Genomic DNA, 24,788 nt, shown 5'->3' on the forward strand with positions numbered 1-24,788 from the left:
CAGCTGCACAGGGCGGCGTCGACCGCGTCGGCCACGCGCTGCTTGACGTCGGGTGACGGGGTGGTGGTCACCGCGACGTCGGCGGCGCGGCCGTCCTCGGTGGCGCCGCCGCGGGTGACGTAGCCCGGGATGGAGCCGCCGTGGCCCCAGTACAGGCCGCCGCAGGACAGCGGGCGGCCGGCGATGCCCAGCCCGTACCGGGCGCCCGGGCCCATGTACTCGGCGGGGACGGTGGTGCGCATCTGGGCGAGCTGCGCCGGGGGCAGCAGTTCGCCGCCGAGGAGGGCGAGGTAGAAGCGGTTGAGGTCGGTGTTGGTGGAGACCAGCGCTCCGGCGGTCCACGCCCAGGAGGGGTCCTCCTCGGTGACGTCCAGCGGGGCGCTGCCGGGCTGTTCGGTGAGGTAGCCGTGCGGGTGGCGTTCGTGGACGGACATGTCGCCCTGGACCGGGAAGTAGGTGTGGCGCAGGCCGATGCGGTCGATCACGCGCCGGGTGATCTCCTCGCCGGTGGGTCGGCCGGTGACCTTCTGGATGATCAGGCCGGCCACGACGTACCCGGTGTTGCTGTACTTCCAGCCGGTGCCGGGGGTGAAGTCGGGGGCCTGGCCGAGCGCGAGGTCGAGCAGCTCGCGCGGCTCGTAGTACCGGGTGGCCTCCTGGTCGCCCAGCAGCGCGGTGTACTCGGGCAGGCCGTTGGTGTGCTGGAGGATCTGACGGACAGTGATGATCCGTCCGTCGGCGGGGGCGCGGCCGGCCGTGCCGCGGACGACCCCGGGCAGGTAGGTGTCGAGGGGGGCGTCCAGGTCGACCTTGCCCTCGGCCACGAGCTGCAGGACGACGGTGGCGGTGAACGACTTGGTGTTGCTGCCGACCCGGATCTGGCCGTCGACGGGCACCCGCGCTCCGGTCGTGAGGTCGCCGACCCCGGCGGTGAGGTTCCGGGTCCGGCCGTCGCGGTCGCGGACGGCGGCCAGTGCGCCCGGCACGCCGTCCTGGGCGACGAGCGCGTCGAGGCGCTGTTGGACGGGGTTCGGGCGGGCCGGCGCGGCGTGGGCGGACGCCGGGAGGGCGGCCGTGCCGAGTGCGGACGTGCCGAGTGCGACGGCGATGGCGATGGCGATGGCCGTGGCAACGGCTGACGCGCCGAGGCCGGGCGGGCGGGTGCGGGTACGGCTGCGGGTGCGGCTGCGGTGCTGGGCGGGCGGGTTCACGAGGCCTCTCCTCTCGCGGCCGCGGCCGCCGCCGGAAGGTTCCGGGTGCGGTCCGGACGGCGTGGCGACCGTGGTCCCGTCCAGGGCATCACGCGGAGCCCGGGGCGGTCGTCGGTGCGCAGGAGGAGAGGCGGCCGGGAACCTGCTTCCGACGGCGTATCACCATCCCTGAGGGAACCCCGAGGAGGCTTCCGGTGACACCCGCCCGCCCGGCGTCGGCGTCAGCAGCCGATGGAGCGCATGGTGACGCTGGTGAAGTGGGTGCCCGAGGGGGCGTAGAGGGTGATGGCGCGGGACTTGCCCTTGCCGCCGGCCCAGTCGCTGTCGACGCGGCCGCCGTTGGAGAGGTTGCCGCGCACGTACGGACAGCGGCCGTCCGCCTTGGTGTCGTGCACCGTGCCGACGACCTTGGTGTTGTAGTTGCACCACTTGCCGTTCGCGTAGCCCTCGCCGGAGCTGACGCTCCAGTTCTGGGTGCACGAGTCGGCGGGCGGCGCGGCGTGGGCGCCGGTGGCCGGGAGGAGCAGGGCGGCGAGGGTCAGAGCGGCTACGGCGGCTCCGGGGACGGCGAGACGGCGCTTGGACATGGCGGTACCTCCACACGGGTGCACGGTGGACATCCGGGCCGGGGCGTCGGGCGGCGCGCGGCGCACGACACGCGCGGCACGTCCGGCCGCCCGCCCGGCGGTTCTTCGAGCGTGACGTAGTCGAACAACCCTCGTCAACCCGGGAGTTGGGGGTGGAGGCGGGATGGTGTCCCTGGGGTACCGGGGCGGCCCGGGCGACCCAAGGGATACGTCCCGCACCATGGGGGTGGGGTCGCCGGCCCGGATCGGTGTACGAACCCAGTGCGGGGGTTCGGCCGCGGCAAGGGCGGGGAACGGCCTCCTCCCCCGCCCTCAGGCCCGGTCCTCCCGCTGCGCGCGGTGGGCGGCGACGCGGACGCGGGTGGCGCAGCGCGGGGTGCAGTAGCGCTGCGGGGTGCGGCGGCCGGTGTCGATGAAGAAGCGTTCGCAGCCCGGGGCGGCGCAGCGGCCCCAGGCGCAGCCGCCGCGTTCGCCGAGCCACAGGCCGAGGGCGAGGGCGGCGGTGGAGAGCAGCCAGTGGGTGAGGCCGGCGTCGGCGGGGGCGCGGGTGTGCAGGGACCAGGGCCGGCCGGGGAGGCGGACCAGGCGGGGCCGGGCCGGGTGGCGGTCGAGCAGGGCGTTGATCAGTTCGGCCGCCCGGTCCGGGTCGTCCGTGTCGAGGACGGCGATCACCTCGGCGGTGGCCTCGCGCAGTTCGCGGGCGTCGGCGTCGGTGAGCCGGAAGGGCGGGCCGCCGTGGCGGTCCAGGAGGGCCTGGAGTTCGGCGGCGCCCGCGCCGGGGTCCTCGCGGACGGTGTTCGCGAGCTCGGTGAGGAAGTGGAGACCGCGGGGGTTGCCGGCGTCGGTGTCCTGGGGCTTGGGCCCGGACTTGGACTCGGACTTGGGCTTGGGCTCGGGCGGGGGCGGGGAGTCGGAGCGGGCCATGGGTCTCCTCGGAATCTCGGAGGGGTTGCCGTCCGGACCATGGTAACTTCAAAAACACCCATTAGGCGTTACCGAGGAGTGGTGGCATGCAATTCCCGGAGACCACGTCCGTGCTCGTCGTCGGCGCGGGCCCGGTCGGCCTGACCCTGTCCGTCCTGCTGTCCGGCCACGGCGTGCCGCACCTGCTCGTCGAGGCGCACCCCGGCACCTCGCGCCACCCCAAGGCCCGCGGGGTGTCGGCCCGTTCGATGGAGGTCTTCCGGCGCTGCGGCCTGGAGGAGGAGATCCGGCGGGCCGGGCTCCCGGCCTCCCAGGTGTTCTTCTACCGGGGCCGCAACCTGGTCGACCCGGACTACGTCCGCACCGGCCTGGCCGGCGGCCCGGCGGAGAGCGCCGAGCGCACCCCCTCCCCGGGGCTGATCTGCTCGCAGGACGCCCTGGAGGCCGTCCTGCTGCGGCGCGCCCGCCGACTCGCCCCGGACGGCGTCCGGTTCGCCACCCGCCTGCTCTCCTACACCCAACGCGACGGACAAGTCCACGCCCTGCTGGAGGACCGGGACTCCGGCGAGCGCCGCACCGTGCGCGCCGACCGGCTGGTCGGCTGCGACGGCGCGTCGAGCACCGTCCGCGAGGCGGCCGGGATCGCGATGACGGGGCCGACCGGCCTCGGCCACTACCTGAGCGTCCGCTTCGAGGCTCCGCTCGGCGAGGTCGTCGCCGACCGCGCCAGCGCCTCGTACTTCCTCACCGAACCGGGTCGCGGCGGCTTCCTCGCCGTCGACAACGACCGGCAGTGGATCTACCAGCACCCGTACGATCCCGAAGGCGAGGACGCCGCCGCCCTGGCGGCCGACCACCGGGCGCTCGCCCGGCTGGTCCGGGACGCCGCCGGGCTTCCCGAGCTGGCGGTCACCGTCCAGGACACCATGACCTGGCGGATGGACGCCCACCTCGCCGACACCTACCGCCGCGCGCGGGTGCTGCTCGCGGGCGACGCCGCCCATGTGGTGCCGCCGACCGGCGGGCACGGCATGAACACCGGCATCGGCGACGCCGACAACCTCGCCTGGAAGCTCGCGGCGGTCACCGCCGGGACGGCCGGCGAGGCACTGCTGGACACCTACGAGGCCGAACGCCGCCCGGTGGCCCGGCAGGTCGTCGACATCTCGCTCGCCAACTCCCGCACCCGGGCCGGCTACCGGATCGACGACGAACTGCTGCTCACCGCCGCCTACCGCTCGACGGCGGTCCTCGCCGACCCGGCCGACCCCGCGCTCCCGCCCCTGGACCCCGGCCTCGCGGGCCTCGAACACCCCGACGGCACACCCGGCACCCGCCTGCCCCACCTGCGGCTCGCCGGCCCGCCCGGGGCCGCGTCCACCCTGGACCTGGTCGGGCCGGGCTTCACCCTCCTCACGGCCACCGGGGACGCGGCCTGGCGACGGCAGGCGGCCACCGCCGCGGCGGCGGGACTGCCGGTCACCGTGCACGCGCTGCCGGCACCCGACCGGTCCGGGCCCACCGGCCTCCCGCCCACCGGCGCCCTCCTCGTCCGCCCGGACGGCCACATCGCCTGGCGGGCGCGGCAAGCTCCCGCCGAGGACGGGCGGCTGCTCGCCGTCCTGCGACGGGTGCTGTCGACGGCGGGCGCGGGACATAGCGGATGACGATTTTGTGACGGACGGTCATAATGTGTCGGCCACAGGGGGGAAACAGCGCGGTCCTCCCCGCCGTCCTGCCCATTCCGCTCCTGCTCCGACCCCGGCCCCTGGCCTCCATGCGGGGTGAAGTACGCCTGCAGGACGGTAACTTCGGGCCCACCCCGGCCCCGGGGAGGATGCCAAGCAGCACCTCCGGTGGATGCCGCGGCCGGAAGCCCACCGGCAGACTCGGTGAGAGGGGGCGGCGACGCGCGCCCGACAGGGGAGGGACGCAGGCATGACGCCACATCCGCGCACATCGAGGGCCGGTATCCGCTCGGCCGCCGCACTCCTGGCCGTCACCGCGCTGCTCGGCGCCGGCGCCACGACGGGCTTCGCCGCGCCCTCCACCGGACTGCCGGTCGTGATCCAATCCGCCGATCAGGAGGGGGAGTTCCTTCCGGAGGGCGCCGATTCCGCCGCGCTGCGCACCACGCTGCGGGGCATCGTCGACGCCGGCTCCTCGGCCGCCGTCGGTGAGGTCCGCCAGGACGGGCGGACCGTCTGGCGCGGGCGCGCCGGGGTGGCCGACCCGGTCACCGGCGCGGCGGTGCCCGCGCGCGCCCGGTTCAGGATCGGCAGCGTCACCAAGACCTTCGTCGCCACCGTCGTGCTCCAGCTCTCCGCCGAGCGGCGCCTCGGCCTGGACGACCCGGTCGATGCCCGCCTTCCCGGCGCGGTGCCGAACGGCGCGGCCATCACCGTCCGCCAACTGCTCGACCACACAAGCGGGTTGTACAACTACACCGAAGCGCCCGGCATGGATCCCCAGGACGAGGACCAGTACCGCAGCTGGCTGGCCGGACCGCGCTGGCACACCTACCGGCCGGCCGACCTGCTCGCGCTCGCCAACGGCCGTACCCCGTACTTCCCGCCGGGGCAGGGCTGGCACTACTCCAACACCAACTACCTGCTCGCCGGCCTGCTCATCGAGAAGGTCACCGGCCGCCCCTGGCAGCGGGAGGTCGAGCAGCGGATCATCCGGCCACTGGGACTGCACGACACCACCATGCCCGGCCTGTCGCCGCTGCTGCCCGGCCCCCACGCCCACGGCTACGTGAAGCTCTCGACCGGGCCGGTGGACGTCACCGAGCTCAACCCGTCCGTCATGGGCGCCGCCGGGCAGGGCATCTCCAGCGCCGCCGACCTCAACCGGTTCATCGCCGCCCTCCTGGACGGCCGACTGCTGCGCCCCGCCGAACTCGCCGAGATGACCAGGACGGCGGACGCCGGACCGGGACGCGGCTACGGGCTGGGGCTGGCCCGCTTCGACACCCCGTGCGGGGTGTTCTGGGGCCACAGCGGAGACCTCCCCGGCTACTCGACGATGGCCGCCGGCACGGCCGACGGCCGACGCCAACTCGCGCTCTCCCACAACCCGTTCGACCGCTCCGACCCGCGCGCCGCCAAGACCGCCGTCACGGCCTTCCTCACCACGGCCGCCTGCGGGACCGCCCCCGGGCGGTGATCCGCGGCCCGGGCGCAGCAACCAGGGCGCAGCAACCAGCGCGCCAGCGGGCCGGGGCGCGGCAACCCAGGGTGCAACGGGCCGGGATCAGCGCCCGGTGGTGACGACCATGCGGAAGCGGGCCCGGCCGCCGGCCATCCTGGCCACCGCCGCCGCGGTCTCCTCCAGCGGCACCTCCTCGATCCACGCCCGGACGCCGGTGCGGGCGGCGAAGCGCAGGGTGTCCTCGGTGTCGACGGCGGTGCCCGAGGAGTGGCCGTAGACCCTCCGGTCCCCGGTGATCAGCTGCAGCGGGCTGATCGAGAGGGCGTCGGCGGAGACGCCGACGACGACGAGCTCGCCGCGCCGACCGAGCCCGTCGACGACGGCGGACATGGCGTCGGCGTTGGTGACCGTGGACAGGACCACCTTCGCGCCGCCGAGCGACCGCAGGGCCCCGGCGACGTCGCCGGCGGTGCTGTCGATGTAGTGCTCGGCGCCGAGCTCGTGCGCCAGCGGCTGCTTCTCCGCACCGCGGGCGATGGCCACCGTACGGAAGCCCATCGCGCGGGCGAACTGCACCCCCAGATGGCCGAGCCCACCCAGGCCCAGGACCGCGACCGTGTCCCCGGGCCCGGCGGCGGAGCGGCGCAGGGCGTTGAAGACGGTGATCCCGGCGCAGGCCAGCGGGGCCGCCTCGGCGGCGGTCAGCCCGTCGGGGATCGTGGCCAGGGCCATGGCCGGGACGACGACACTGTCGGCGTATCCGCCGGGGTAGGCCGCCCCGGGGACCTGCAGCTCGGGGCAGTGGATGCCGTCACCCGAACGGCAGGCGTCACAACGGCCGCAGCTGCCGCCGTACCAGCCGACGGCGACCCGGTCACCGACCTTCCAGCCCTCCACCCCCTCGCCGAGGGCGTCGATGCGGCCCGCGATCTCGTGACCGGGGGTGACCGGGAACGTCGTGCCCGGCAGGGCGCCACCGGCGATCAGGAGGTCGGAGTGGCAGACGCCGCACGCCTCGACGGTGACGCGCACCGCCCCGCGCCCCGGCTCGCGGACCGGCACCTCGGACAGTTCGGGCGCCGCCCCCGGGGCTGCGACCAGCACGGCGCGCTGCAGGCCGTCGGAGGAGGTGGACGAGGTGGCAGCCATGGTGGAGAACCCTTCCGTACGGAGTCGAAGGTCGAAAGGCCGAAGGCCGAAGGCCGGAAGTCGGAGGCCAAAGCCAGGCGGCAGGCGGCGGGCGTCAGGCGTCACACCCGCCTCGGCACTCCCACCAGCTTCGTCCCTCCGCCGCCGTTTGTCCGCGCACGCCCGCCGCACCGACTCCCCGGCCCGGCGGGCGTCATCGGGCGAAAGGCCGCACCGTCGGTGCCCCGGCCGCGAGAATGTGGTCCGCGTCCCGCCGGGAACGGCCCCGACCCCGAGGAAGGCTTGTGATGACGCAGAGCGCACCCGACTTCGCCGAACTGCTGAGGGGCGCCACGCGCTCCGCCGTGCACCTGGAGATGCGCGACTCCTACTCGGTCGGCGAGGAGGTCGAGCCCTTCGACCGCTTCAGGAGAACCGGCGAGGTGGACAACGACCCGAACAAGTCGTTCTGGCCGACGTGGATCCCCCTGGTGGAGGATGCCGTCTCCCGGGGTGTCGTCCTGCGCCGCGCCCGGATCGTCTCGGAGCCGGTGACCGACTACATCAGGTACGAGCATGCCGTCACCCCCGTCAACCTCGCGGCCGGCGAACAGGTCCGCTGGCTTCCCCGGAGCCGGGCATCGACCATCGCCCTCCCGGGCAACGACTTCTGGCTGATCGACCGGCGACTGGTGCTCTTCCACTGGTTCACGGGCGACGGTGACTGGGCGGGCCACGCCTTCACGGAGGACCGGGCCGCGGTGGACCTCTGCTCCGCGGCCTTCGAAGCCGTCTGGGCGGCGGGCGTCCCCCACGAGAAGTTCACCGTCGAGTAGTCCACCGTCGCGTAGTCCACCGTCGAGAGGTTCACCGCCGAGAGGTTCACCGTCCGACGCCACGGGCACCGGACGCCTGCCGCGCCTCTCTCCGAGGCGCGGCGGGCGAGGTGCGCGGTTCTCAGTGCCGGTGGTGGTTGTCGGGTTGGGCGGGGTCGCCGGGGTGTTCCAGGCCTTCGACCAGGGTGAGGCGGCGGGCGCGTGCGTGGTCGAGCCAGCGGACGAAGGCGGCGCGGCGGGCGGCGGCGCGGAGGGTCGGGGCGGGGTCGGGGGGCTCCGGGGGCGTGGTCACGGTGAGCAGGGCGGCTGTCCAGGGGCCGGCGGTGACCCATGTGCCGGGCGGGGCGGTGCGGAGGGCTTCGGCGAGGGCGGTCGGGAGGGTGTCCGGGTCGGCCTCCAGTTCGCCGTCGGGGAGGGCGAGGTGCCAGCGCTCCGCCGGTGGGCGGGTGGTCATGGTGCGGTAGTGGGCGATGTCGGCGGGTGAGGGTTCGACGTCGGCGGTGACGGCCGCGTAGACGGCGCGGACGGCCGGGTTGCCCTCGAAGGCGGCCGCCGTGATGGAGCCGAGTTCGACGGCGGCCTGCTGGTCGAGGCGGGCGGGGGCGTAGGGGCCGTCGAGGCGGGCGGGGCCGTCGGGGGCCACGGGCAGCCGGCGTTCGACGGCGACCGCCTCGCACAGCGCCTCGGTCAGCAGGACCTGGGCGACCCACCGGGTGAGCTGGCGGTCCTCCGAACTGCCGGGCTGCGGCAGGGCGGTGGCGCGCGGGCCGTTCCGCAGGGCGGCGAGGCGGTGGTCGAGTGCCGTCCGCGGGAGCGGGCGTCCGTCGAGCAGGCCGAGCGCGGTCATGCCTCCACCACCAGGGCGACGGTCGGGGCGTACTGGCAGCGGCCGAACCACATGACCTTGGCGAGGGCCCAGTACGAGCCCGGGTCGGTGGATTCGGGGACGGCGACGGGGAAGTCGACGGTCGTGGCGGTTCCGGCCGGGGCGGTGAAGCCGCGGACGGGGTCGGCGACGGCCTCCCAGGTGCCCCACGGGGAGACGAGCTGGAGTTCTCCGCGGATCTCGCCGCGCGTGCGGTTGGTGAGGACGAGGGACAGGGTGGCCCGGCCGCCGGGGGCCACGCGCAGGGTCTCGGTGGAGACCTGGACGTCCAGCCCGGTGTCGCGGCCGGTGGTGGCCTCGGTGCCCTGGGCGATCGTCCAGTCCTCGGGAGTGTCGCCGGGTGCGGGGAGGAGGTCGGGCAGTTCGCCGACGGCGATGGTCACCACGTCCTCGATCCGCTGGCCGTCGTGCTCGATGCGGACGGCGGCGAAGTACAGCCCGGGCTCGGCCCCGGCCGGCGGGGTGACGGTGACCGGGAAGCGCAGGTGCCCGCCGGCCTCCAGCCGGTACGGGCGGCTGCCGAGGCCCGTCGTCCAGCCCTCGGGCGGCAGCACGACGGCCGTGCCCTCGACGGCGGCATCGCGGAGCTGGGAGGAGAGCGCGACCGACAGCGTCACCGGCTCCCCCGCCGTTCGCAGCAGACCGGGCGAGGCGCCGACGGACACCGGCAGGTAGCCGAGCGGGGCCGGGCCCCGGTTGTGGAGCCAGTAGCGGGCGTGGACGGGCTGGGCGGGCTCCGCGGTCGGGCCGAGGTCCGTCGCGGCCGCCGGGGCCGTGACGGCCGGGGTCGCGAGCAGGGTGGCGATCTGCGAACCGGCGAGGTCGAGAGCGGAGTCGCCGGAGGGAAGCGGTCGTTCCAGCAGGTCCGCGGCCCGGATCTCGCCCAGGCCGAGCGCGCCGACGAGCCGCGCCGTGCGCCCGAGGCCGGTGGATTCGACGAGCCGGACGGTCAGTTCGCGCCCGAGTGGCGACGTCGAGCCGTGCGCGATCGGGTTGCCGGCCGGCTTGAGCGTCCCGAGCAGCACCTCGCGCTGCGGCTCGACCCGCAGCCAGGACAGGGTGGCGGGCAGCGGCCCGTCCTGCGCCGGGGCGATCCGCGCGTACAGCGGGTGGTTGAACTCCTGGCCCTGGGCGGGCAGGGTGCGGTCCCGCCAGTCGCCGTCCCCTCCCACCAGCGCGTAGCTGAACTCGTGTGTCCAGTGCTGGAGTTGGAAGGACGCACCGTCGGGCAGGGTGCGCCGGGGCGGGTCGATCCAGACGCCCGAGGGCCAGCCGGTGCAGGAGCGCATCAGCGACAGGTGCAGGGCGCCGGTGGTGTCGACGGCGAAACCGGGCAGACCGAAGCTCAGCAACGCGACGGTGTGGTCGGCCAGTTGCTCCTGGACCGGGGACGGGCAGACGGCGGTGATCCGGGCGTCGGCCAGGTCGTCGACCAGCGCCGCCACGTCGGAGACGACGAGCGCCGGCAGCGCCCGCAGGTCGCGCAGGTCGGCGTCCGGCCGCCAGACCTCGGCGAGCGGGGTCACGGCGGGCACCCACACCGCGCCGTGCGCCTTCAGGGCGGCGGCGTACTCCTCCCCCGCCAGCGAGATCAACTCCCGGGCTGCATCGTTGACTTCGGGCCCACCGACGACGATCCGGAAGTCCGGCAGGTTGGAGTCCACCTCCAGCCAGCCGTACCGCGCCCAGTCCGCCCCCGAGGTGGTGGCGGTGACCCCGACCCGGGCGAGCGCGACCACCAGCGGACGGGCGTCGGCGGCGTCGTCCAGCGCGGGGACGACGACCTCCGCCACCCCGAGGGCGCGCGAGCCGGCCGCCGCACCCAGTGCGTCGGTGAGGTCGACGCGCGCGGTGGCGCCGAGCCCGAACCAGGTGTTGGCGGGGTTGTCCAGGGTCCACGGCGCCTCCGCCGAGTCCACGTCCGGCATCGCGAAGCCGCGCCCGACGACCGCGCCCGCGACCTCGCTGACCGGCAGGCCGCCGGGGACGTCCACCGGGAAGCGCAGCCGCAGCAGCCGGTCGGCGCCGGAGTGGTCCACCACCCGGGTGCGGCAGTCCACCCGGTCGAGGCCGCGCCAGAGCGTGACGGTCTGCTCGTACCGGACGGAGTCGACCGTGCCCTCGATCACGAGGCGCTCGCCGAGCGGCCCGGTCTCCCGGCGGACGGACGCCTCGCCGTCGCCCGAACCGACGACCGGACCGCTGGGCACCAGGTGCCAGGGGCCCTCGCCGAAGTCGGGGTGCTGCGGGTACTCCTCGTACATCCGCAGCTCGTTGCCGATCCGGCCCTCCTGGATCAACTCCCTTCGGTTCGGCAGGTCGTGGACCGAGGTGAGGCCGCCGCCGCGCGCCGGGTCGGCGGTGACGCGGTACCGGTCGCCCTCGATCACGAAACCGTCGGCCGCCGTCCACGGCTGCTCCGCCTCGCCCTCCACCAGTCGCCAGGTGCGCCAGCCGAGCGCGGGCACCTCTGCGGCCAGGAAGCGCAGCGTCCCCCGGTCGACGGCGCTCGGCACGGGCTCGCCCCGGTCGTCGAGCACTCGCACCGACCGCATGCCGTCAGGCAGTTCGACCGTGACGAGGTCGGTCCGGTCGAAGGAGAGCGTGTTGGTCACCACGATCGCCGAGCCCGCGCCCGCCGTGGGTCCCGCGCCCGCGGTGGGTCCCGCGCCCGCCGTGGGTCCCGCGCCCGCCGTGCAGATCCGCCCCGCGAGAGCGTCCAGCGCCGCGTCGCGTACGCCGGACGCCAGGTCGTACGCCTCCCGCCAGCCACCGAGCAGGTCCAGGTACACCTGGTCGGACTCGGAGCCGGTGATCGCGTCGTGGTGGGCACCGTAGGCGAGTTGGCGCCAGACCTTGTCGAGCGCGGCGGCCGGGTAGCGGCCGAGGCCGTGTACGGAGGCGAGCGTGGCGAGCTTCTCCGCGTCCACGGCCGCGACCTCGCCGGCTCGTTGGGCCTGCTTGGTGTCGATGTAGGAGACGTCCTTGCCGGTGTACACCGGGTTCATGTCGCGGGTCTGCGGGCTGGGCCGCCTTCCGGTGGCGGCGAGTTCGGCGCGGACGGCGTCGAGGAAGTCGCGCGGGACGGCGCAGACGAACCGGGGCCAGAGGTACTTGGCGGTCCAGGAGCGGTGGATCTCGGTGACCCACTTGTTCGGCGGGGTGTAGTCCGTCCCGACCGGCAGCAGCAGGTTCTTCGTCGCTCCGACGGGCTTGAGCTTGCGGTACAGCTCGTAGACGGCCTGTTCGGCGGTGGCGAGGTCCGGGGAGGAGTCCATCCACCAGCCGGCCGAGTAGTGGTGCGGCATGTAGTGGGTGAGCACGCCGTCCCCGCCGGGGGCGATCCACTCGAACTCGCTCGGGAACTGCATCACCCGGGCGTCGTCCTTGGCCTCCCGGAAGTTCTTCTGGATCGGACCCCACTGGTGGAAGGGGCCGCGCGCCCAGGCGCTGCCGGTGAGGCCGGCCGCGGCGAGGTGGCCGGGGAACTGCGGGTCGTGCCCGAACACGTCGAGCTGCCAGGCGGTCCGCGGGTCGCCGCCGAGGATGTCACGCTGGTAGCCGATGCCGTGGACGATGTTGCGGATGGTGGTCTCCGCGCCGGTGAGGTTGGTGTTCGGCTCGTTGTAGGTGCCGCCGACGAGTTCGACCTGGCCGCGTTCCAGCAGCAGCCGCAGGGTCTCGCGGCGCTCCGGGTGCTGGTCGAAGTACGGCTTCAGGTAGTCGACTTCGGCGAGCACGAACTTGTACACCGGATCCCGCAGGGCGAGGTCCAGGTGCGCGTCGACGAGGGCGAAGCCGTTGCGCTCCCACAGCGGCCGGGTGGTGGCGTCGGCGGAGAGCAGTTCCCACGGGGAGGTGTAGGCGGCCTGGGTGTTCCACCAGACCGGGTCGTAGTGGAAGTGCGAGACCAGGAACATCGTCCAGCCGGGTTCGGCGACCTCGACCACGGACTCGACGGTGGCGTCCGAGGCCCGCACGGTGACGGGCAGCCGGTCGCCGGGCGAGGCCCCGCCGATCTCCAGCGGGACCTCGACCGACCCCGTGCCGGTCGCCTCGCCGCGGACGCCCGGGCCGCTGACCGTGATCCGGGCGGCCGGGCCGTCCAACGTCACCCGCAGCACTTGGCGCGGGGCGTCCTCGGGGCCGACGAACAGATCGGTGCTCTCGACGGCGGTGATGGTGACCGGCACGGGGTGCTTCCTTTCCTCGGACAGGGCAGCGCGGGGCAGCGGGGCTACGCGCCCCAGGCCTCGAACTCGTAGATGCGGGCGGCCGGATCGCCGTTCTGGGTCGGCGTGTTGACCACCAGCCGGACGTACCGGGCGGTGGTGTTCACCGGGTGGGTGGTGGTGCCTGCCGTGTTCCCGGTGACGTCGGCGACGGTCGTCCAGGGGTCGTTCGTACCCGAGCGGACCTGGACGGCGAAGTCACGGGTGTTGTACGAGGCGCTCTCGCCGCCCGCCGCCGCGTGCTTGACCACGAACTTCGACAGCTGCTTCGCCGAACCGAGGTCCACCTCCAGCCACTTGGCGGAGGTCAGCGCGCACCACTTGTCGCCGGTCCCGCCGCTGACGCTGCCGTTGACGGCCTTGGCCGGGCCCTCGTTGGCGTTGCACTGGCCGGAGGAGGTGGCCGGGCGGTTGAGCGCCAGGTTGACGGAGGTCGGCGGGGCGCCGTTCCAACTGACGGTCGTGGAGGCGGCGGTGGAGCGCCCGTAGGTGGTGGACACCGCCTCGACGTCCAGCGTGGTGGCGTTCTCGTTGCCGGCCCGGTCGAGCCGCCCGACGAAGTACGCGTCGTTGGGCGTGGCGCCGAGGAAGCTGCGGCTGCCGTCCGCGTTGCGCCGGTAGACCTCGTAGTGGTGGACGTTGCCGCCGGGCGCCGCCGTCCAGGACAGCCGCAGGGACTGGCTGGTACCGGCGGTCACGTCGCTCGCGCCGAGCACGGTGAGGCCGGCCGGGGCCGCCGGGGTCTCCACCGCTCCGTCGTAGAGGGCGATCTGTCCGACCCGGAGGTCGTACGCCGGGTCGCTGCCCTCGACCCGCAGGGCGATCTGGGCGACGGTGCGGCCCGCGTACGGGGAGAGGTCGAGGGTGTGCCGTTCCCAGCCGCTGCCGGTGTTGGCGCCGACGTCGACCGTGGTGAAGCTGCTCGGCGAGTCCGTGAACGACACGGCGGCCTTGAGCTTCGTGGGCCCGGCGGCCGGGGTCTTGACCACCAGGTCCAGCCTGGTGTTCGCGGCGACCGGCAGCTTGGTCTGGTACAGCCGTACGGTGTTGGCGGAATCGAGCTTTCCGCTCAACCGCAGTGAGGAGCCGCCCTGGTAGGCGTCGGTGAAGTCGACGGACGGGGTGAGACTGCTGCCGGTCGACTCCACCACCCAGCGGTAGGTGGGCGGGACGTCCTGGAGCGAGAGGTTGTTCCAGCCGCCGGTGGCGACCCGGGTGCCGGCCGCGTTGTAGAAGTCGCCCTGCCCGGTGTCGAAGTTGGTGACGAACGGCTTGGCGGTGATCGGCGAGGACTCGGCTACGTAGCCGGCCAGGCCGGGCCAGCCCGCCGAGAGGTCGATCCGGGACGGGTCGTTGTTGGCACCGACCCAGTAGCGGGCGTCCTTGGCGTAGAAGTCGGCGCGGTCGGTGGCGGACTTCCAGGTCCACTCCGGGCGGTAGAGGCCGAGCGAGGTGGTGTGCGGCTGCCCGGACGGGAAGAGGGCGGACCAGTCCACGCCGGTGTTGTAGCCGTTGGCCTCGGTGTCGATGCCGGAGTAGAGGTCGTACTCGCTGCGGCCGAGCTGCCGGGCCAGCGCCCGGGAGGATTTCAGGCCGCTCGCCGACCAGCCGAAGTTCAGGAACATCGAGTCCGAGGTCCGCTTGGAACCATCTTGCAGGAAGGGCGAGTTGGCGGAGGTGAGGGCGTTCTGCCAGTTGACGGAGCCGGAGGTGGTCATCGCGTCGTACCACATGAACTCGGTGCCGCTCTGCGCCTTGGTGTACTGCATCAGGTTGCGCACTTCGCCCGCCAGCGCCGAATCACCGCCGCCGGTCTCCTGGTTGATGAACCAGCCGTCGAAACCGTAGTACTGCGCGGCCTGGACGAGCTTGTCGGCGACCGGGTAGCGGCCGCCGGACTTCTGGACGAAGTCACGCACCCACTGGAGCTGGCCGCCGTACGCGCCGGGCGGGAAGAAGACCGTGCCGTACACCTTGACGCCGTTGCGGTGGGCGGCGTCGATCACGGTCGGGTTGGGGGCGAGGATCAGGCCCTCGCCGGCCGAACCGCCCCAGAACACCAGCTTGTCGACGTACTGCCAGTAGCCGAAGGCGTAGTAGTTGGGATCGGCGGAACCCTGCGAGGGGTTGTTGGAGGTGGGACCGAAGGAGACCAGGGAGGCGATCTTCCCGTCACCGGCACGGGCGTTGGGGTTGGCCCGCAGCGCCGGGTCGCCGGTGCGCGGCTGGAGCGGGACGCGGGAGCGGTTGAAGCGGGCGTCCGGGTCGGTGGCCGGGTCCCAGGTCAGGATGCTGTTGGGGTACCAGTACGAGGCGAAGGGCTGGGTGCCCGAGCCGGCGGTGACGGCGGGCGCCGCGGCGGCTATCGGGTCGGCCCGGGCCGCGGGGACGGCGGTCAGCGCGGCCGTCGCGAGGGCGGCGCCGAGCAGCAGGGGGAGGCGTCGTGACATGCGGTGGCTCCGATCGAGCGGAGGAGGGTGGGGGCGGGCCCGCCGTCGCGGACGGGCCCGACTGCATGCGGGCGTGCCGGTGCTGGATCGAGTGGGGGTCGCGCCGCCGCCGGGCTTCCTCGGCGCACGGGAGCGCACGGGAAGGTACGGGAACGTACGGGCGCGGCGGGGAGCGGGACGGGCGGCGGGAGCCGGACGGAGTGCGGCGGAGCGCGCCGAGCGGAGCCCGCTCGGCGCTGCGAGGCTAAACCGGTTCAGAACCGCTGTCAACGATGCGCGCAGCATCCACCCGACCGGGGGAACCCGCGACAGAACCGGCGACGGAACCGGAGGGCGAACCGGCCGCGGAACCGGCGGGCGAAGCGGCGACAGGACCGGTGGGCCCGGCGGGCGAAGCGCCGGAAGAGGCCTCCGGGGAGCCGGCCGCCGCGGCCCCCGGCGGCGAGGTGGACTCCCGCACGGTCAGCCGCGGCGTGGGCATCTGGAGGTCCCGCCCCGGCCCGGCCTCGTCCAGTGCCGCCAGCAGGCTGCGCGCGACCTGCTCCCCGAGCGCGAAGGTGTCCCGGCTGAGCGCGGTCAGCGGCGGGTGGACGATCCGGGCGAGCACCGAGTCGTCGAAGGAGACGATGGACAGCTCGCCGGGCACCGCGACGCCCATCTCCCCCGCCACGCCGAGCCCGGCGACGGCCATCACGTCGCTGTCGTAGACGATCGCGGTGGGCCGCCTGGCCCGGGACAGCAGGGTCCGGGTGGCGGCCGCGCCCTCGGCGTCGCTGAAGTCGGTGGGCACCGACACCGCCTCCTCCAGCCCGAGCCGGCGCGAGGCGTCGCGCAGTGCGCGGATCCGGCGCTGGGTGTGCTGGAAGTGCGGCAGCCCGGCGAGGTGGGCGATCCGGCGGTGCCCGATGGCGGCCAGGTAGTCGACGATCGACAGCATCGCCTCCCGGTCGTCGGCCCAGATCCGCAGCTGGTTGCCGCCCTTGCCGGGCCCGCCCAGCACCACCGCGGGCAGCCCGAGTTCGTCGAGGACCGGCAGCCGCGGGTCCTTGACCTGCAGGTCGACCACGATGAAGCCGTCCACCCGGTGCTCGGAGGCCCAGCCCCGGTAGACCTCGATCTCGGCGGCGGTGTCCTCGACCACCATCAGGTGCAGCGCGACCGCCCTGGCCGAGAGCACCGCCTGGAGCCCGGACAGCAGTTGGCTGAAGAACGGCTCGACGCCGATGGTGCGGGCCGGCCGGGCGATCACCAGGCCGACGGCGTCGGCCCGGGCTCCGCCGAGGGCGCGCGCGGCGCTGTGCGGGCGCCAGTTCATCTCCTCGGCGACTCCCAGGATCCGGGCCCTGGTCGCCTCGCTGACGCCCGGGCGGCCGTTGAGCGCGAAGGACACCGCGCCCTTGGAGACACCGGCCCGGCGGGCGATGTCGGCGATCGTCGGTCTGCCCACTGAACCCGACTCCTTCTCTTGACATCCAAGTTTAGGCGGGAGCATAGTCCCTGGCATAGCTAGACCGGTTTAGTTAGTCAGGTTGCGGAATCCGGCACAACCCCCGAGCTCGGCACGATCCCCCACCCACCCCCAGGACCGGGAGACCCTCATGCGAAGAATCTGGGCGGCACTGACCACGACCGCGCTCGCCACCGCCGCGCTCACCGGCTGCGGACTCGGCTCCGGCGACACCAAGGACAGCGACGCGGTGGCGAGTGCGGCCGCCACCGGCGAGGTCAAGGGCAAGGTCTCGCTCCAGACCTGGGCGCTCAAGCCGAAGTTCACCGACTACATGCAGGGCGTGATCGACGGCTTCAAGAAGAAGTACCCCGGCGTCGAGGTCGACTGGCTGGACCAGCCCGGCGAGGGCTACTCCGACAAGGTGCTCAGCCAGGCTGCCGCCGGCAGCCTGCCCGACGTGGTCAACCTCCCGCCGGACTTCGCCTTCCCGCTGGCGAAGAAGGACGTCCTGCTGGACGTCGCCAAGGCCGACCCGAAGCTCGCCGAGGAGTACGTCCCCGGCGGCGTCGACGCCTACCGGTTCAACGGGTACCAGGGCACCTTCGGCTACCCCTGGTACCTCAACACCGATGTGAACTACTGGAGTTCGGAGCTCCTGACAAAGAACGGCCTGGACCCGCAGAAGCCCCCGGCCAGCCTGGACGAGCTGATCGCCCAGGCCCGGACGATGAAGGAGAAGTCCGGCGGCCAGACCTATCTGATGAGCCGCAAGCCGGGCATCGGGGACCTGTACAACATCGGCGTGAAGATCATGTCCGACGACGGCAAGTCCTTCACCTTCAACACCCCCGAGGCCGCCGCACTGCTCGACAAGTACCGCGACGCCTTCAAGGAGGGCCTGATGCCGAACGGAGTGCTGACCGACACCTACGCCGGCAACTCCAAGCTCTTCAGCTCCGGCACGGTGGCCTGGACCACCGGCGGCGGCAACTACATCACCAGCCTCGCCACCGACAACCCGACCCTCGCCCCGAAGGTCGTCTCCTCCCCCGCGATGGCCACCCCGCCGCTGTACGTCCAGGGCCTGTCCATCCCGAAGAACACCAAGAACCCGGCCGCCGCCGTGGCCCTCGCCCGCTGGGTGACCAGCCCCGAGAACCAGGCCGCCTTCGCCCACCTGACCAGCGTGTTCCCCTCCACCAAGGCCTCCGCGAACGACCCGTTCTTCAGCAGGAGCGACGGCACCAACGCGGGCGACGCCAAGGTGATCGCCTTCACCTCGCTCGCCAAGGCCAAGCTGATCCAGCCCGTCGAGGTGGACGACGCGATGGGCACCGTCATCAAGCAGCAGTTCGCGCTGGCCATCAGCGGCGACACCAGCTCCAAGCAGGCGCTGGACACCGCCGTCGAGCAGTGCAACAAGCTGCTCAAGGGCTGACCCCACCGGGCCCCACCGGGTCTCGCCCGAACCCCACCGGGCCTCACCCGAACCCCACCGGGCCCGCGGCGCCGCACCGGCACCACCTCCCCTCACCGACACCACCTCCCCGCGCCGGCACACCCTCCCTGCGGCGCCCCGCCCCTCGTACCGGCGACCAGCGGCGGGCTCCCCCGCGCCCGCCGCTCCCGGGAACCGCCCGCACCACCCCCAGGCCCCAGGAAGGCACGGCATGACCCACTGGCGTTGGTTCACCCCCTGGCTGCTCGCCGGGCCCGCGATAGTCTGGCTGGCCGTCTTCAACCTCTGGCCGGCCGTCAACACGGTGATCCTGTCCTTCACCAACGCCAAGCCCCTGGGCGGCGGGCGGTTCACCGGACTGGAGAACTTCGGCCGGCTGCTGGACGACGAGCAGCTCGCCGACGCCCTGCTCAACAGCATCGTGTTCATGCTGGTCTGCCTGCCCCTGCTGACCGTCCTACCGCTGCTGCTCGCCCTGCTGGTGCAGCGCAGGATCCCCGGCATCACGTTCTTCCGCACCGCCTTCTACACCCCGGTGATCGCCTCCGCCGTCGTGGTGGCGCTGATCTGGGGCTGGGTGCTGGACGAACGGGGCCTGGCCAACGGTCTGCTGCAGCAGGCCGGGCTGGCCGGCTCCCCGGTCGCCTTCCTGACCGACCGCTGGCTGCTGCTGTTCAGCGCGATCGCCCTGACCGTCTGGAAGGGCCTCGGCTACTACATGGTCATCTACCTGTCCGCGCTCGCCAACGTCCCGCGCGAGCTGCACGAGGCCGCGGCCGTGGACGGCGCCGGCCCGTTGCACCGGTTCTGGCACGTCACCCTGCCCGGGGTGCGCCCGACCATGATCCTGATCTCGGCGCTGATCTCGGTGAGCTCGCTGCGCGTCTTCTCCGAGCTGTACGTGCTCTCCAACGGCCTGGGCGGCCCCGGCGGCCGGGACATGTCGGTGGTGATGCTGATCCAGATGTACAGCCGTGGCTTCAACGGGCACCTGGGCTACGCCTCGGCGCTCAGCCTGCTGCTGTTCGTCGTCACCCTCGGCCCGATGCTGTTCCTGATGCGGCTGAACCGGAAGGCGGCCTGACCCCCATGACCACCGTCCGTACGCCCCGGTCCCACGACGCGACCACCGAGCCCGCCGGCCCCACCGGCCCCACCGGGCCCGCCAGGCGCTCCCGGGGCTTCAACACCCCCTCCACCGCGCAGACCGCCGCCCGCTACCTGCTCCTGGTGCTGGTCCTGCTGCTGGTCATCGGCCCCTTCCTGTGGCAGCTGTCCACCTCCCTCAAGGGCCCCGCCGAGGACGTCTACACCCGCACCCCGAGCTTCCTGCCCGACCAGCCCACCCTGGGCAACTACGGCAAGGTCGCCGACGTCATCCCGGTGTGGACCTACGCGCTCAACTCGGTGATCGTCGCCGTGGTCTGCATCACCGGCAACGTGGTCGGCTGCACCCTGGCCGGCTACGCGCTCGCCCGGCTGCGCTTCCGCGGGGCGAAGCTCGTCCTCGGCCTCTTCCTCGCCACCCTGATCCTGCCCGGCGAGGTCACCATCGTCTCCCAGTACGTGCTGGTGCGCGGTCTCGGCCTGGCCGACAGCCTGGCCGGGGTCGCGCTGCCCGGCTCGATCGCGATGCTCAACGTGCTGCTGATGCGCACCGCCTTCGCCGCCGTCCCGGCCGAACTCGACCAGGCCGCGCTGGTGGACGGCGCCAACGTCTGGCAGCGGCTGTGGCACATCGGTCTGCCGAACGTGCGCGGGATGCTCAGCGTGATCGTGATCTTCACCTTCATCGGCGCGTGGGACGACTTCCTGTGGCCGCTGATCGTGCTCAACGACCCGCAGAAGTACACCCTCACCGTCGGGCTCCAGTACCTCAACGGCACCTTCTCCGCCAACCCCCGGCTGATCGCGGCCGGCACCATGATCGCCTTCCTGCCGATCGTCGTGGTGTTCGGCGTCTGCCAGCGCTTCTTCTTCAAGGGCGTCGAGGAGGGAGCCGTCAAGGGATAGCCCGCCCCAGGGATGGCCCACCGTCCGTACGCCCCGAACCCGTTGAGGAAGCTCTCCGATGGCCACCGCCCCCCGCTTCGGCGTCAACTACACCCCCAGCGCCGGCTGGTTCCACCACTGGCTCGACTTCGACCTCGACGCCGTGCGCGCCGACTTCGACTCCATCGCCGCCCTCGGCCTGGACCACGTCCGGGTCTTCCCGCTCTGGCCGGTCTTCCAGCCCAACCGCACCCTGATCCGTCCGCGCGCCGTCGAGCAGCTGACGGCCCTGGTGGACGCGGCCGGCGAGCGCGGACTGGACGTCGCCGTGGACGGCCTGCAGGGCCACCTGTCCAGCTTCGACTTCCTCCCGTCCTGGACGCGGACCTGGCACCGGCGCAACATCTTCACCGACCCCGAGGTGCTCGACGGCCAGGCCGCCTACCTGCGCACCCTCGCCGGGGCGCTGCACGAGCGGCCCAACTTCCTCGGAATGACGCTCGGCAACGAGATCAACCAGTTCTCCGGCGCCCCGCACCCCGACCCGGACCGGGCCACCCCCGCCGAGGCGGAGGCCTGGCTGCGCCGGATGCTCGACGCCTGCGAGCAGGGCGCCCCCGGCCGGCTGCACCTGCACGCCTCGTACGACGCGGCCTGGTACCTGGACGAGCACCCGTTCACGCCCTGGCACTCGGCCCGGATCGGCGCCGCGACCGCCGTGCACTCCTGGGTGTTCAACGGCACCGCCCAGCGCTACGGCGCGCACTCCACCGCCACCGCGCAGCACGCCGCGTACCTGGTCGAGCTGTCCAAGGCCTGGGCGGACGACCCGGCCCGCCCGGTCTGGCTGCAGGAGGTCGGCGCGCCCGCCCCGCACATCACGGCCGAGGACGCCGCGCGCTTCACCGGCGCCACCGTGGAGGCCGTCCTGGACTGCCCGGACCTGTGGGGCGTCACCTGGTGGTGCTCGCACGACGTGGACCGCTCGCTCGCCGACTTCCCCGAACTGGAGTACAGCCTCGGCCTGTTGACCACCGACCGGACGGTCAAACCGGCCGGTGCCCGGCTCGCCGAGGCCGCCGCCGAGGCCCGCCGTTCCTGGCAGCCGCCGAAGCCGCGCAGCACCGCCGTGGTGGTCGCCACCGGCGACGAGGTCACCTCGCCCGGCCGCTCGGTCTGCGGCCCCGGCGGTTCGGCGTACGAGGCGTTCATGCGCCTCGCCGAGGCGGGCGTCCGCCCGACCGCGGTCCTCGCCGAGCGCGCCGAGGACCGCGCCCACCTCGCCGCGCGCGGCATCACCGAGGTGGTCCGCCCCTGCGACGTACGTTCTCTCTGACCGCGACCCAGCCCGCAACCCAGCCCGCAACCCAGCCCGCAACGGAGCCCGCTGACATGCACGATGACCGCACCCTGGTCGAGTCCCGCCTCAAGCGCGTCCTGGACGAGCGCATTCGCCCGGCCGTGTACCCCGAGTCCGTCCCGCTGGAGGTCGGCATCTGGACGGCCCCCGGCGAGCCCGTCCCGGTCGCCGAGGGCCTGGCCGCCCCGCGCACCCCGATCGCGGTGGGCGACGCCTGGGGCGCGCCCTGGGGCACCAGCTGGATCACCGTGACCGGCACCGTCCCCGAGGCCTGGGCCGGGCGCACCGTCGAGGCGCTGATCGACCTCGGCTTCGACGCCAACATGCCCGGCTTCCAGTGCGAGGGCCTGGTCTACCGCCCGGACGGCTCCCCGGTGAAGGGCCTCAACCCGCAGAACCAGTGGGTGCGGATCGCCGCCCCGGCGGCCGGCGGCGAGCAGGTGCTGCTGCACGTCGAGGCCGCCTCCAACCCGGTCATCCTGGACTACCACCCGTTCCTGCCCACCGAGTTGGGCGACAAGGAGACGTCCGGCGACCAGCCGCAGTACAAGCTGGCCCGGATGGACCTGGCCGTCTTCGACGAGACGGTCTGGCAGCTGGTGCTGGACCTGGAGGTGCTCGGCGAACTGATGGCCGAGCTGCCGGTGGAGGGCGCCCGCCGCTGGGACATCCTGCGCGCGGTCGAGCGGGCGCTCGACGCCGTCGACCTCCAGGACGTCAACGGCACTGCCGCGGACGCCCGTTCGCAGCTCGAAGGGGTGCTGGCCGCGCCCGCCGTGCCCTCGGCGCACCGGATCAGCGCGATCGGCCACGCGCACATCGACTCGGCCTGGCTCTGGCCGCTGCGCGAGACCGTCCGCAAGGTGGCCCGCACCACCGCCAACATGACGGCGCTGCTGGAGGACGAGCCGGAATTCCGCTACACCATGTCCCAGGCCCAGCAGTTCGCCTGGATCAAGGAGCACCGCCCCGAGGTGTACGCGCGGGTGCGGAAGGCCGTCGCCGAGGGCCGGTTCGTCCCGGCGGGCGGCATGTGGGTGGAGTCCGACACCAACATGCCGAGCTCGGAGGCGATGGCCCGGCAGTTCGTGCACGGCAAGCGCTTCTTCCTGGACGAGTTCGGGGTGGAGAACCACGAGGCCTGGCTGCCGGACACCTTCGGCTTCACCGGCGGCCTGCCGCAGATCATCCGCAACGCCGGCTCCAAGTGGCTGCTGACGCAGAAGATCTCGTGGAGCCAGATCAACAAGTTCCCGCACCACACCTTCCTCTGGGAGGGCATCGACGGGACCAGGATCTTCACCCACTTCCCACCGGTGGACACCTACAACTGCTCGATGAAGGGCAGCGAGATCGCCCACGCGGCGAAGAACTTCAAGGACAAGGGCGTCGCCCGGCACTCGCTCGCGCCGACCGGCTGGGGCGACGGCGGCGGCGGCACGACGCGCGAGATGGTCGCCAAGGCGGCCCGGATGAACGACCTGGAGGGCTCGGCCACCGTCCGCTGGGAGAACCCCGCCGAGTTCTTCGCCAAGGCCGAGGCCGAGTACCCGAACCCGCCGGTCTGGGTCGGCGAGCTCTACCTGGAGCTGCACCGGGCCACCCTGACCAGCCAGGCGAAGACCAAGCAGGGCAACCGGCGCAGCGAGAACCTGCTGCGCGAGGCCGAACTCTGGTGCGCCACCGCCACCTTGCGCACCGATGCGGAGTACCCGTACGAGCAGCTGGACCGGATCTGGAAGACCGTACTGCTGCACCAGTTCCACGACATCCTGCCCGGCTCGTCCATCGCCTGGGTGCACCGCGAGGCCGAGGCGACGTACGCGGCGCTGGCCGGCGAGCTGGAGGGGCTGATCGGCGCGGCCCAGCAGGCACTGGCCGGGGCGCCCTCGGGCGGGCGCGAGCTGGTGTTCAACGCGGCGCCGCACACCCGCTCGGCGGTGCCGGGCGGCGGGGCCGGCGCCACCGCCCTGCCGAGCGGAACCTGCGAGGCCGTCGAGCGCGCCGAGGGCGGCTTCACGCTGCGCAACGGCCTGCTGGAGGTCGTCGTGGACGCGGACGGGCTGATCGCCTCGGTGGTCGAGCTCGCGACCGGCCGGGAGAGCGTCGCCCCCGGCAGCCGGGCCAACCTGCTCCAGCTGCACCCCGACTTCCCCAACATGTGGGACGCCTGGGACGTGGACCAGTTCTACCGCAACACCGTCACCGACCTGACCGGCGTGGACTCGCTCACCGCCACCGCGTCCCCCGCCGCGGCCTCGGCGCGGATCACCCGCTCCTTCGGCTCCTCCACCGTCGTCCAGACCCTCACCCTGCCGGCCGGCGAACAGCGCGTGGACATCGACACCGAGGTCGACTGGCACGAGACCGAGAAGTTCCTCAAGGCCGCCTTCCCGCTCGACGTCCACACCGAGCGCTACGCCGCCGAGACCCAGTTCGGCCACCTCTACCGGCCCACCCACACCAACACCAGCTGGGACGCCGCCAAGTTCGAGGCCTGCAACCACCGCTTCGTCCACTTCGACGAGCCCGGCTGGGGCGTCGCCCTGGTCACCGCCTCCACCTACGGCCACGACGTCACCCGCACCGTGCGCGACACCGACGGCGGCACCACCACCACGGTCCGCTTCTCGCTGCTGCGCGCCCCGCGCTTCCCCGACCCGAGGACCGACCAGGGCCTGCACCGCTTCCGGCACGCCCTGGTGCCCGGCGCGGCGATCGGCGACGCCGTCCGCGAGGGCTACCGGATCGGCCTGCCCGAGCGACGGGTCACCGGCAGCGCCGAGCAGGTCGCGCCGCTGGTGGAACTGGACAACGACGCCCTGGTGGTGAGCGCCGTCAAGCTCGCCGACGACCGCAGCGGGGACCTGATCGTCCGGGTCTACGAGGCCGGCGGCGGCCGCGCCCGGGGCCGGCTGACCACCGCCTTCCCGCTGGCCGGCGCCGTCCCCTGCGACCTGCTGGAGCGGCCCTGGGACGGCACCCGCGGCGAGGTGTCCGTCGAGGACGGCGCGGTGCGCCTCGCGCTGCGCCCGTTCGAGCTGGTCACCCTGCGCCTGCGGGCCGCGGCCTGACGTCTACGCTGTTCGGCGCCCCGGCCCCGCGGCCGGGGCGCCGCCC

Annotated in this window: 16 protein-coding genes; 8 read left to right on the forward strand and 8 right to left on the reverse strand. The window is 73.4% G+C overall.

What is annotated here, in order from left to right:
* From ACFWJ4_RS16705 to ACFWJ4_RS16715, 3 genes are all read right to left on the reverse strand, one after another.
* A partial coding sequence (locus ACFWJ4_RS16705) for a serine hydrolase domain-containing protein (protein WP_380544441.1) occupies positions 1-1,211 on the reverse strand: 1,211 nt, incomplete at its 3' end.
* Between the two features lie 221 nt (positions 1,212-1,432).
* Positions 1,433-1,798, reverse strand: coding sequence for a hypothetical protein (locus tag ACFWJ4_RS16710; RefSeq protein WP_380544444.1), 366 nt, complete (start codon positions 1,796-1,798; stop codon positions 1,433-1,435).
* A 312-nt stretch (positions 1,799-2,110) separates the two neighbouring features.
* Entirely contained in the window at positions 2,111-2,722 is a 612-nt protein-coding gene (locus ACFWJ4_RS16715; protein ID WP_380544447.1) for a CGNR zinc finger domain-containing protein, read from the reverse strand.
* 86 nt (positions 2,723-2,808) lie between these two features.
* Between ACFWJ4_RS16715 and ACFWJ4_RS16720 the strand changes: the two genes are divergently transcribed.
* Positions 2,809-4,389: an FAD-dependent monooxygenase gene (locus tag ACFWJ4_RS16720; RefSeq protein ID WP_380544450.1), complete on the forward strand. Its 1,581-nt coding sequence runs from the start codon at positions 2,809-2,811 to the stop codon at positions 4,387-4,389.
* Between the two features lie 271 nt (positions 4,390-4,660).
* Entirely contained in the window at positions 4,661-5,890 is a 1,230-nt protein-coding gene (locus ACFWJ4_RS16725; protein WP_380544453.1) for a serine hydrolase domain-containing protein, read from the forward strand.
* 87 nt (positions 5,891-5,977) lie between these two features.
* On the opposite strand, the gene ACFWJ4_RS16730 is transcribed toward ACFWJ4_RS16725, so the two are convergent.
* The gene (locus tag ACFWJ4_RS16730) at positions 5,978-7,024 is read right to left on the reverse strand and encodes an alcohol dehydrogenase catalytic domain-containing protein (RefSeq protein WP_380544456.1); all 1,047 of its coding nucleotides are present in this window, start codon (positions 7,022-7,024) and stop codon (positions 5,978-5,980) included.
* Between the two features lie 287 nt (positions 7,025-7,311).
* On the opposite strand from ACFWJ4_RS16730, the gene ACFWJ4_RS16735 reads away from it, so the two are divergent.
* Positions 7,312-7,839, forward strand: coding sequence for a DUF6879 family protein (locus tag ACFWJ4_RS16735; protein WP_380544458.1), 528 nt, complete (start codon positions 7,312-7,314; stop codon positions 7,837-7,839).
* Between the two features lie 121 nt (positions 7,840-7,960).
* Here ACFWJ4_RS16735 and ACFWJ4_RS16740 read toward each other — a convergent pair whose 3' ends face one another.
* The 4 genes from ACFWJ4_RS16740 to ACFWJ4_RS16755 form a co-directional block, all read right to left on the reverse strand.
* A complete protein-coding gene (locus ACFWJ4_RS16740) occupies positions 7,961-8,686 on the reverse strand; it encodes a hypothetical protein (RefSeq protein WP_380544460.1) in 726 nt (241 codons plus the stop codon).
* Entirely contained in the window at positions 8,683-12,918 is a 4,236-nt protein-coding gene (locus tag ACFWJ4_RS16745) for an NEW3 domain-containing protein (protein ID WP_380544463.1), read from the reverse strand. The genes ACFWJ4_RS16740 and ACFWJ4_RS16745 overlap by 4 nt, the downstream gene beginning before the upstream one ends.
* A 44-nt stretch (positions 12,919-12,962) precedes the next feature.
* Positions 12,963-15,407, reverse strand: a complete 2,445-nt coding sequence (locus tag ACFWJ4_RS16750; RefSeq protein ID WP_380544466.1) for a discoidin domain-containing protein — start codon at positions 15,405-15,407, stop codon at positions 12,963-12,965.
* A gap of 244 nt (positions 15,408-15,651) precedes the next feature.
* A complete protein-coding gene (locus tag ACFWJ4_RS16755; protein WP_380544469.1) occupies positions 15,652-16,854 on the reverse strand; it encodes a LacI family DNA-binding transcriptional regulator in 1,203 nt (400 codons plus the stop codon).
* A gap of 151 nt (positions 16,855-17,005) precedes the next feature.
* On the opposite strand from ACFWJ4_RS16755, the gene ACFWJ4_RS16760 reads away from it, so the two are divergent.
* The 5 genes from ACFWJ4_RS16760 (at position 17,006) to ACFWJ4_RS16780 (ending at position 24,742) form a co-directional block, all read left to right on the forward strand.
* A complete protein-coding gene (locus ACFWJ4_RS16760; RefSeq protein WP_359904768.1) occupies positions 17,006-18,295 on the forward strand; it encodes a sugar ABC transporter substrate-binding protein in 1,290 nt (429 codons plus the stop codon).
* A gap of 232 nt (positions 18,296-18,527) precedes the next feature.
* Positions 18,528-19,400 carry a carbohydrate ABC transporter permease gene (locus ACFWJ4_RS16765; protein ID WP_380544472.1) on the forward strand — a complete coding sequence of 291 codons (873 nt, stop codon included), beginning with the start codon at positions 18,528-18,530 and terminating at the stop codon, positions 19,398-19,400.
* 5 nt (positions 19,401-19,405) lie between these two features.
* Positions 19,406-20,329, forward strand: coding sequence for a carbohydrate ABC transporter permease (locus ACFWJ4_RS16770; RefSeq protein ID WP_359904774.1), 924 nt, complete (start codon positions 19,406-19,408; stop codon positions 20,327-20,329).
* Between the two features lie 58 nt (positions 20,330-20,387).
* Positions 20,388-21,644: a glycosyl hydrolase gene (locus ACFWJ4_RS16775; protein WP_380544475.1), complete on the forward strand. Its 1,257-nt coding sequence runs from the start codon at positions 20,388-20,390 to the stop codon at positions 21,642-21,644.
* A 56-nt stretch (positions 21,645-21,700) separates the two neighbouring features.
* The gene (locus tag ACFWJ4_RS16780) at positions 21,701-24,742 is read left to right on the forward strand and encodes an alpha-mannosidase (RefSeq protein WP_380544478.1); all 3,042 of its coding nucleotides are present in this window, start codon (positions 21,701-21,703) and stop codon (positions 24,740-24,742) included.
* The last annotated feature ends 46 nt before the right edge of the window (positions 24,743-24,788 follow it).

The organism is Kitasatospora sp. NPDC127067 (assembly GCF_042724755.1).
GTDB classification, from domain to species: domain Bacteria; phylum Actinomycetota; class Actinomycetes; order Streptomycetales; family Streptomycetaceae; genus Kitasatospora; species Kitasatospora lactacystinica.

Coding starts and splice junctions, on each gene's coding strand:
- ACFWJ4_RS16725 (WP_380544453.1), top strand. CDS start 4,661: ATGACGCCACATCCGCGCACATCGAGGGCCGGTATCCGCTCGGCCGCC.
- ACFWJ4_RS16750 (WP_380544466.1), bottom strand. CDS start 15,407: ATGTCACGACGCCTCCCCCTGCTGCTCGGCGCCGCCCTCGCGACGGCC.
- ACFWJ4_RS16730 (WP_380544456.1), bottom strand. CDS start 7,024: ATGGCTGCCACCTCGTCCACCTCCTCCGACGGCCTGCAGCGCGCCGTG.
- ACFWJ4_RS16765 (WP_380544472.1), top strand. CDS start 18,528: ATGACCCACTGGCGTTGGTTCACCCCCTGGCTGCTCGCCGGGCCCGCG.
- ACFWJ4_RS16775 (WP_380544475.1), top strand. CDS start 20,388: ATGGCCACCGCCCCCCGCTTCGGCGTCAACTACACCCCCAGCGCCGGC.
- ACFWJ4_RS16780 (WP_380544478.1), top strand. CDS start 21,701: ATGCACGATGACCGCACCCTGGTCGAGTCCCGCCTCAAGCGCGTCCTG.
- ACFWJ4_RS16710 (WP_380544444.1), bottom strand. CDS start 1,798: ATGTCCAAGCGCCGTCTCGCCGTCCCCGGAGCCGCCGTAGCCGCTCTG.
- ACFWJ4_RS16760 (WP_359904768.1), top strand. CDS start 17,006: ATGCGAAGAATCTGGGCGGCACTGACCACGACCGCGCTCGCCACCGCC.
- ACFWJ4_RS16715 (WP_380544447.1), bottom strand. CDS start 2,722: ATGGCCCGCTCCGACTCCCCGCCCCCGCCCGAGCCCAAGCCCAAGTCC.
- ACFWJ4_RS16735 (WP_380544458.1), top strand. CDS start 7,312: ATGACGCAGAGCGCACCCGACTTCGCCGAACTGCTGAGGGGCGCCACG.
- ACFWJ4_RS16720 (WP_380544450.1), top strand. CDS start 2,809: ATGCAATTCCCGGAGACCACGTCCGTGCTCGTCGTCGGCGCGGGCCCG.
- ACFWJ4_RS16740 (WP_380544460.1), bottom strand. CDS start 8,686: ATGACCGCGCTCGGCCTGCTCGACGGACGCCCGCTCCCGCGGACGGCA.
- ACFWJ4_RS16770 (WP_359904774.1), top strand. CDS start 19,406: ATGACCACCGTCCGTACGCCCCGGTCCCACGACGCGACCACCGAGCCC.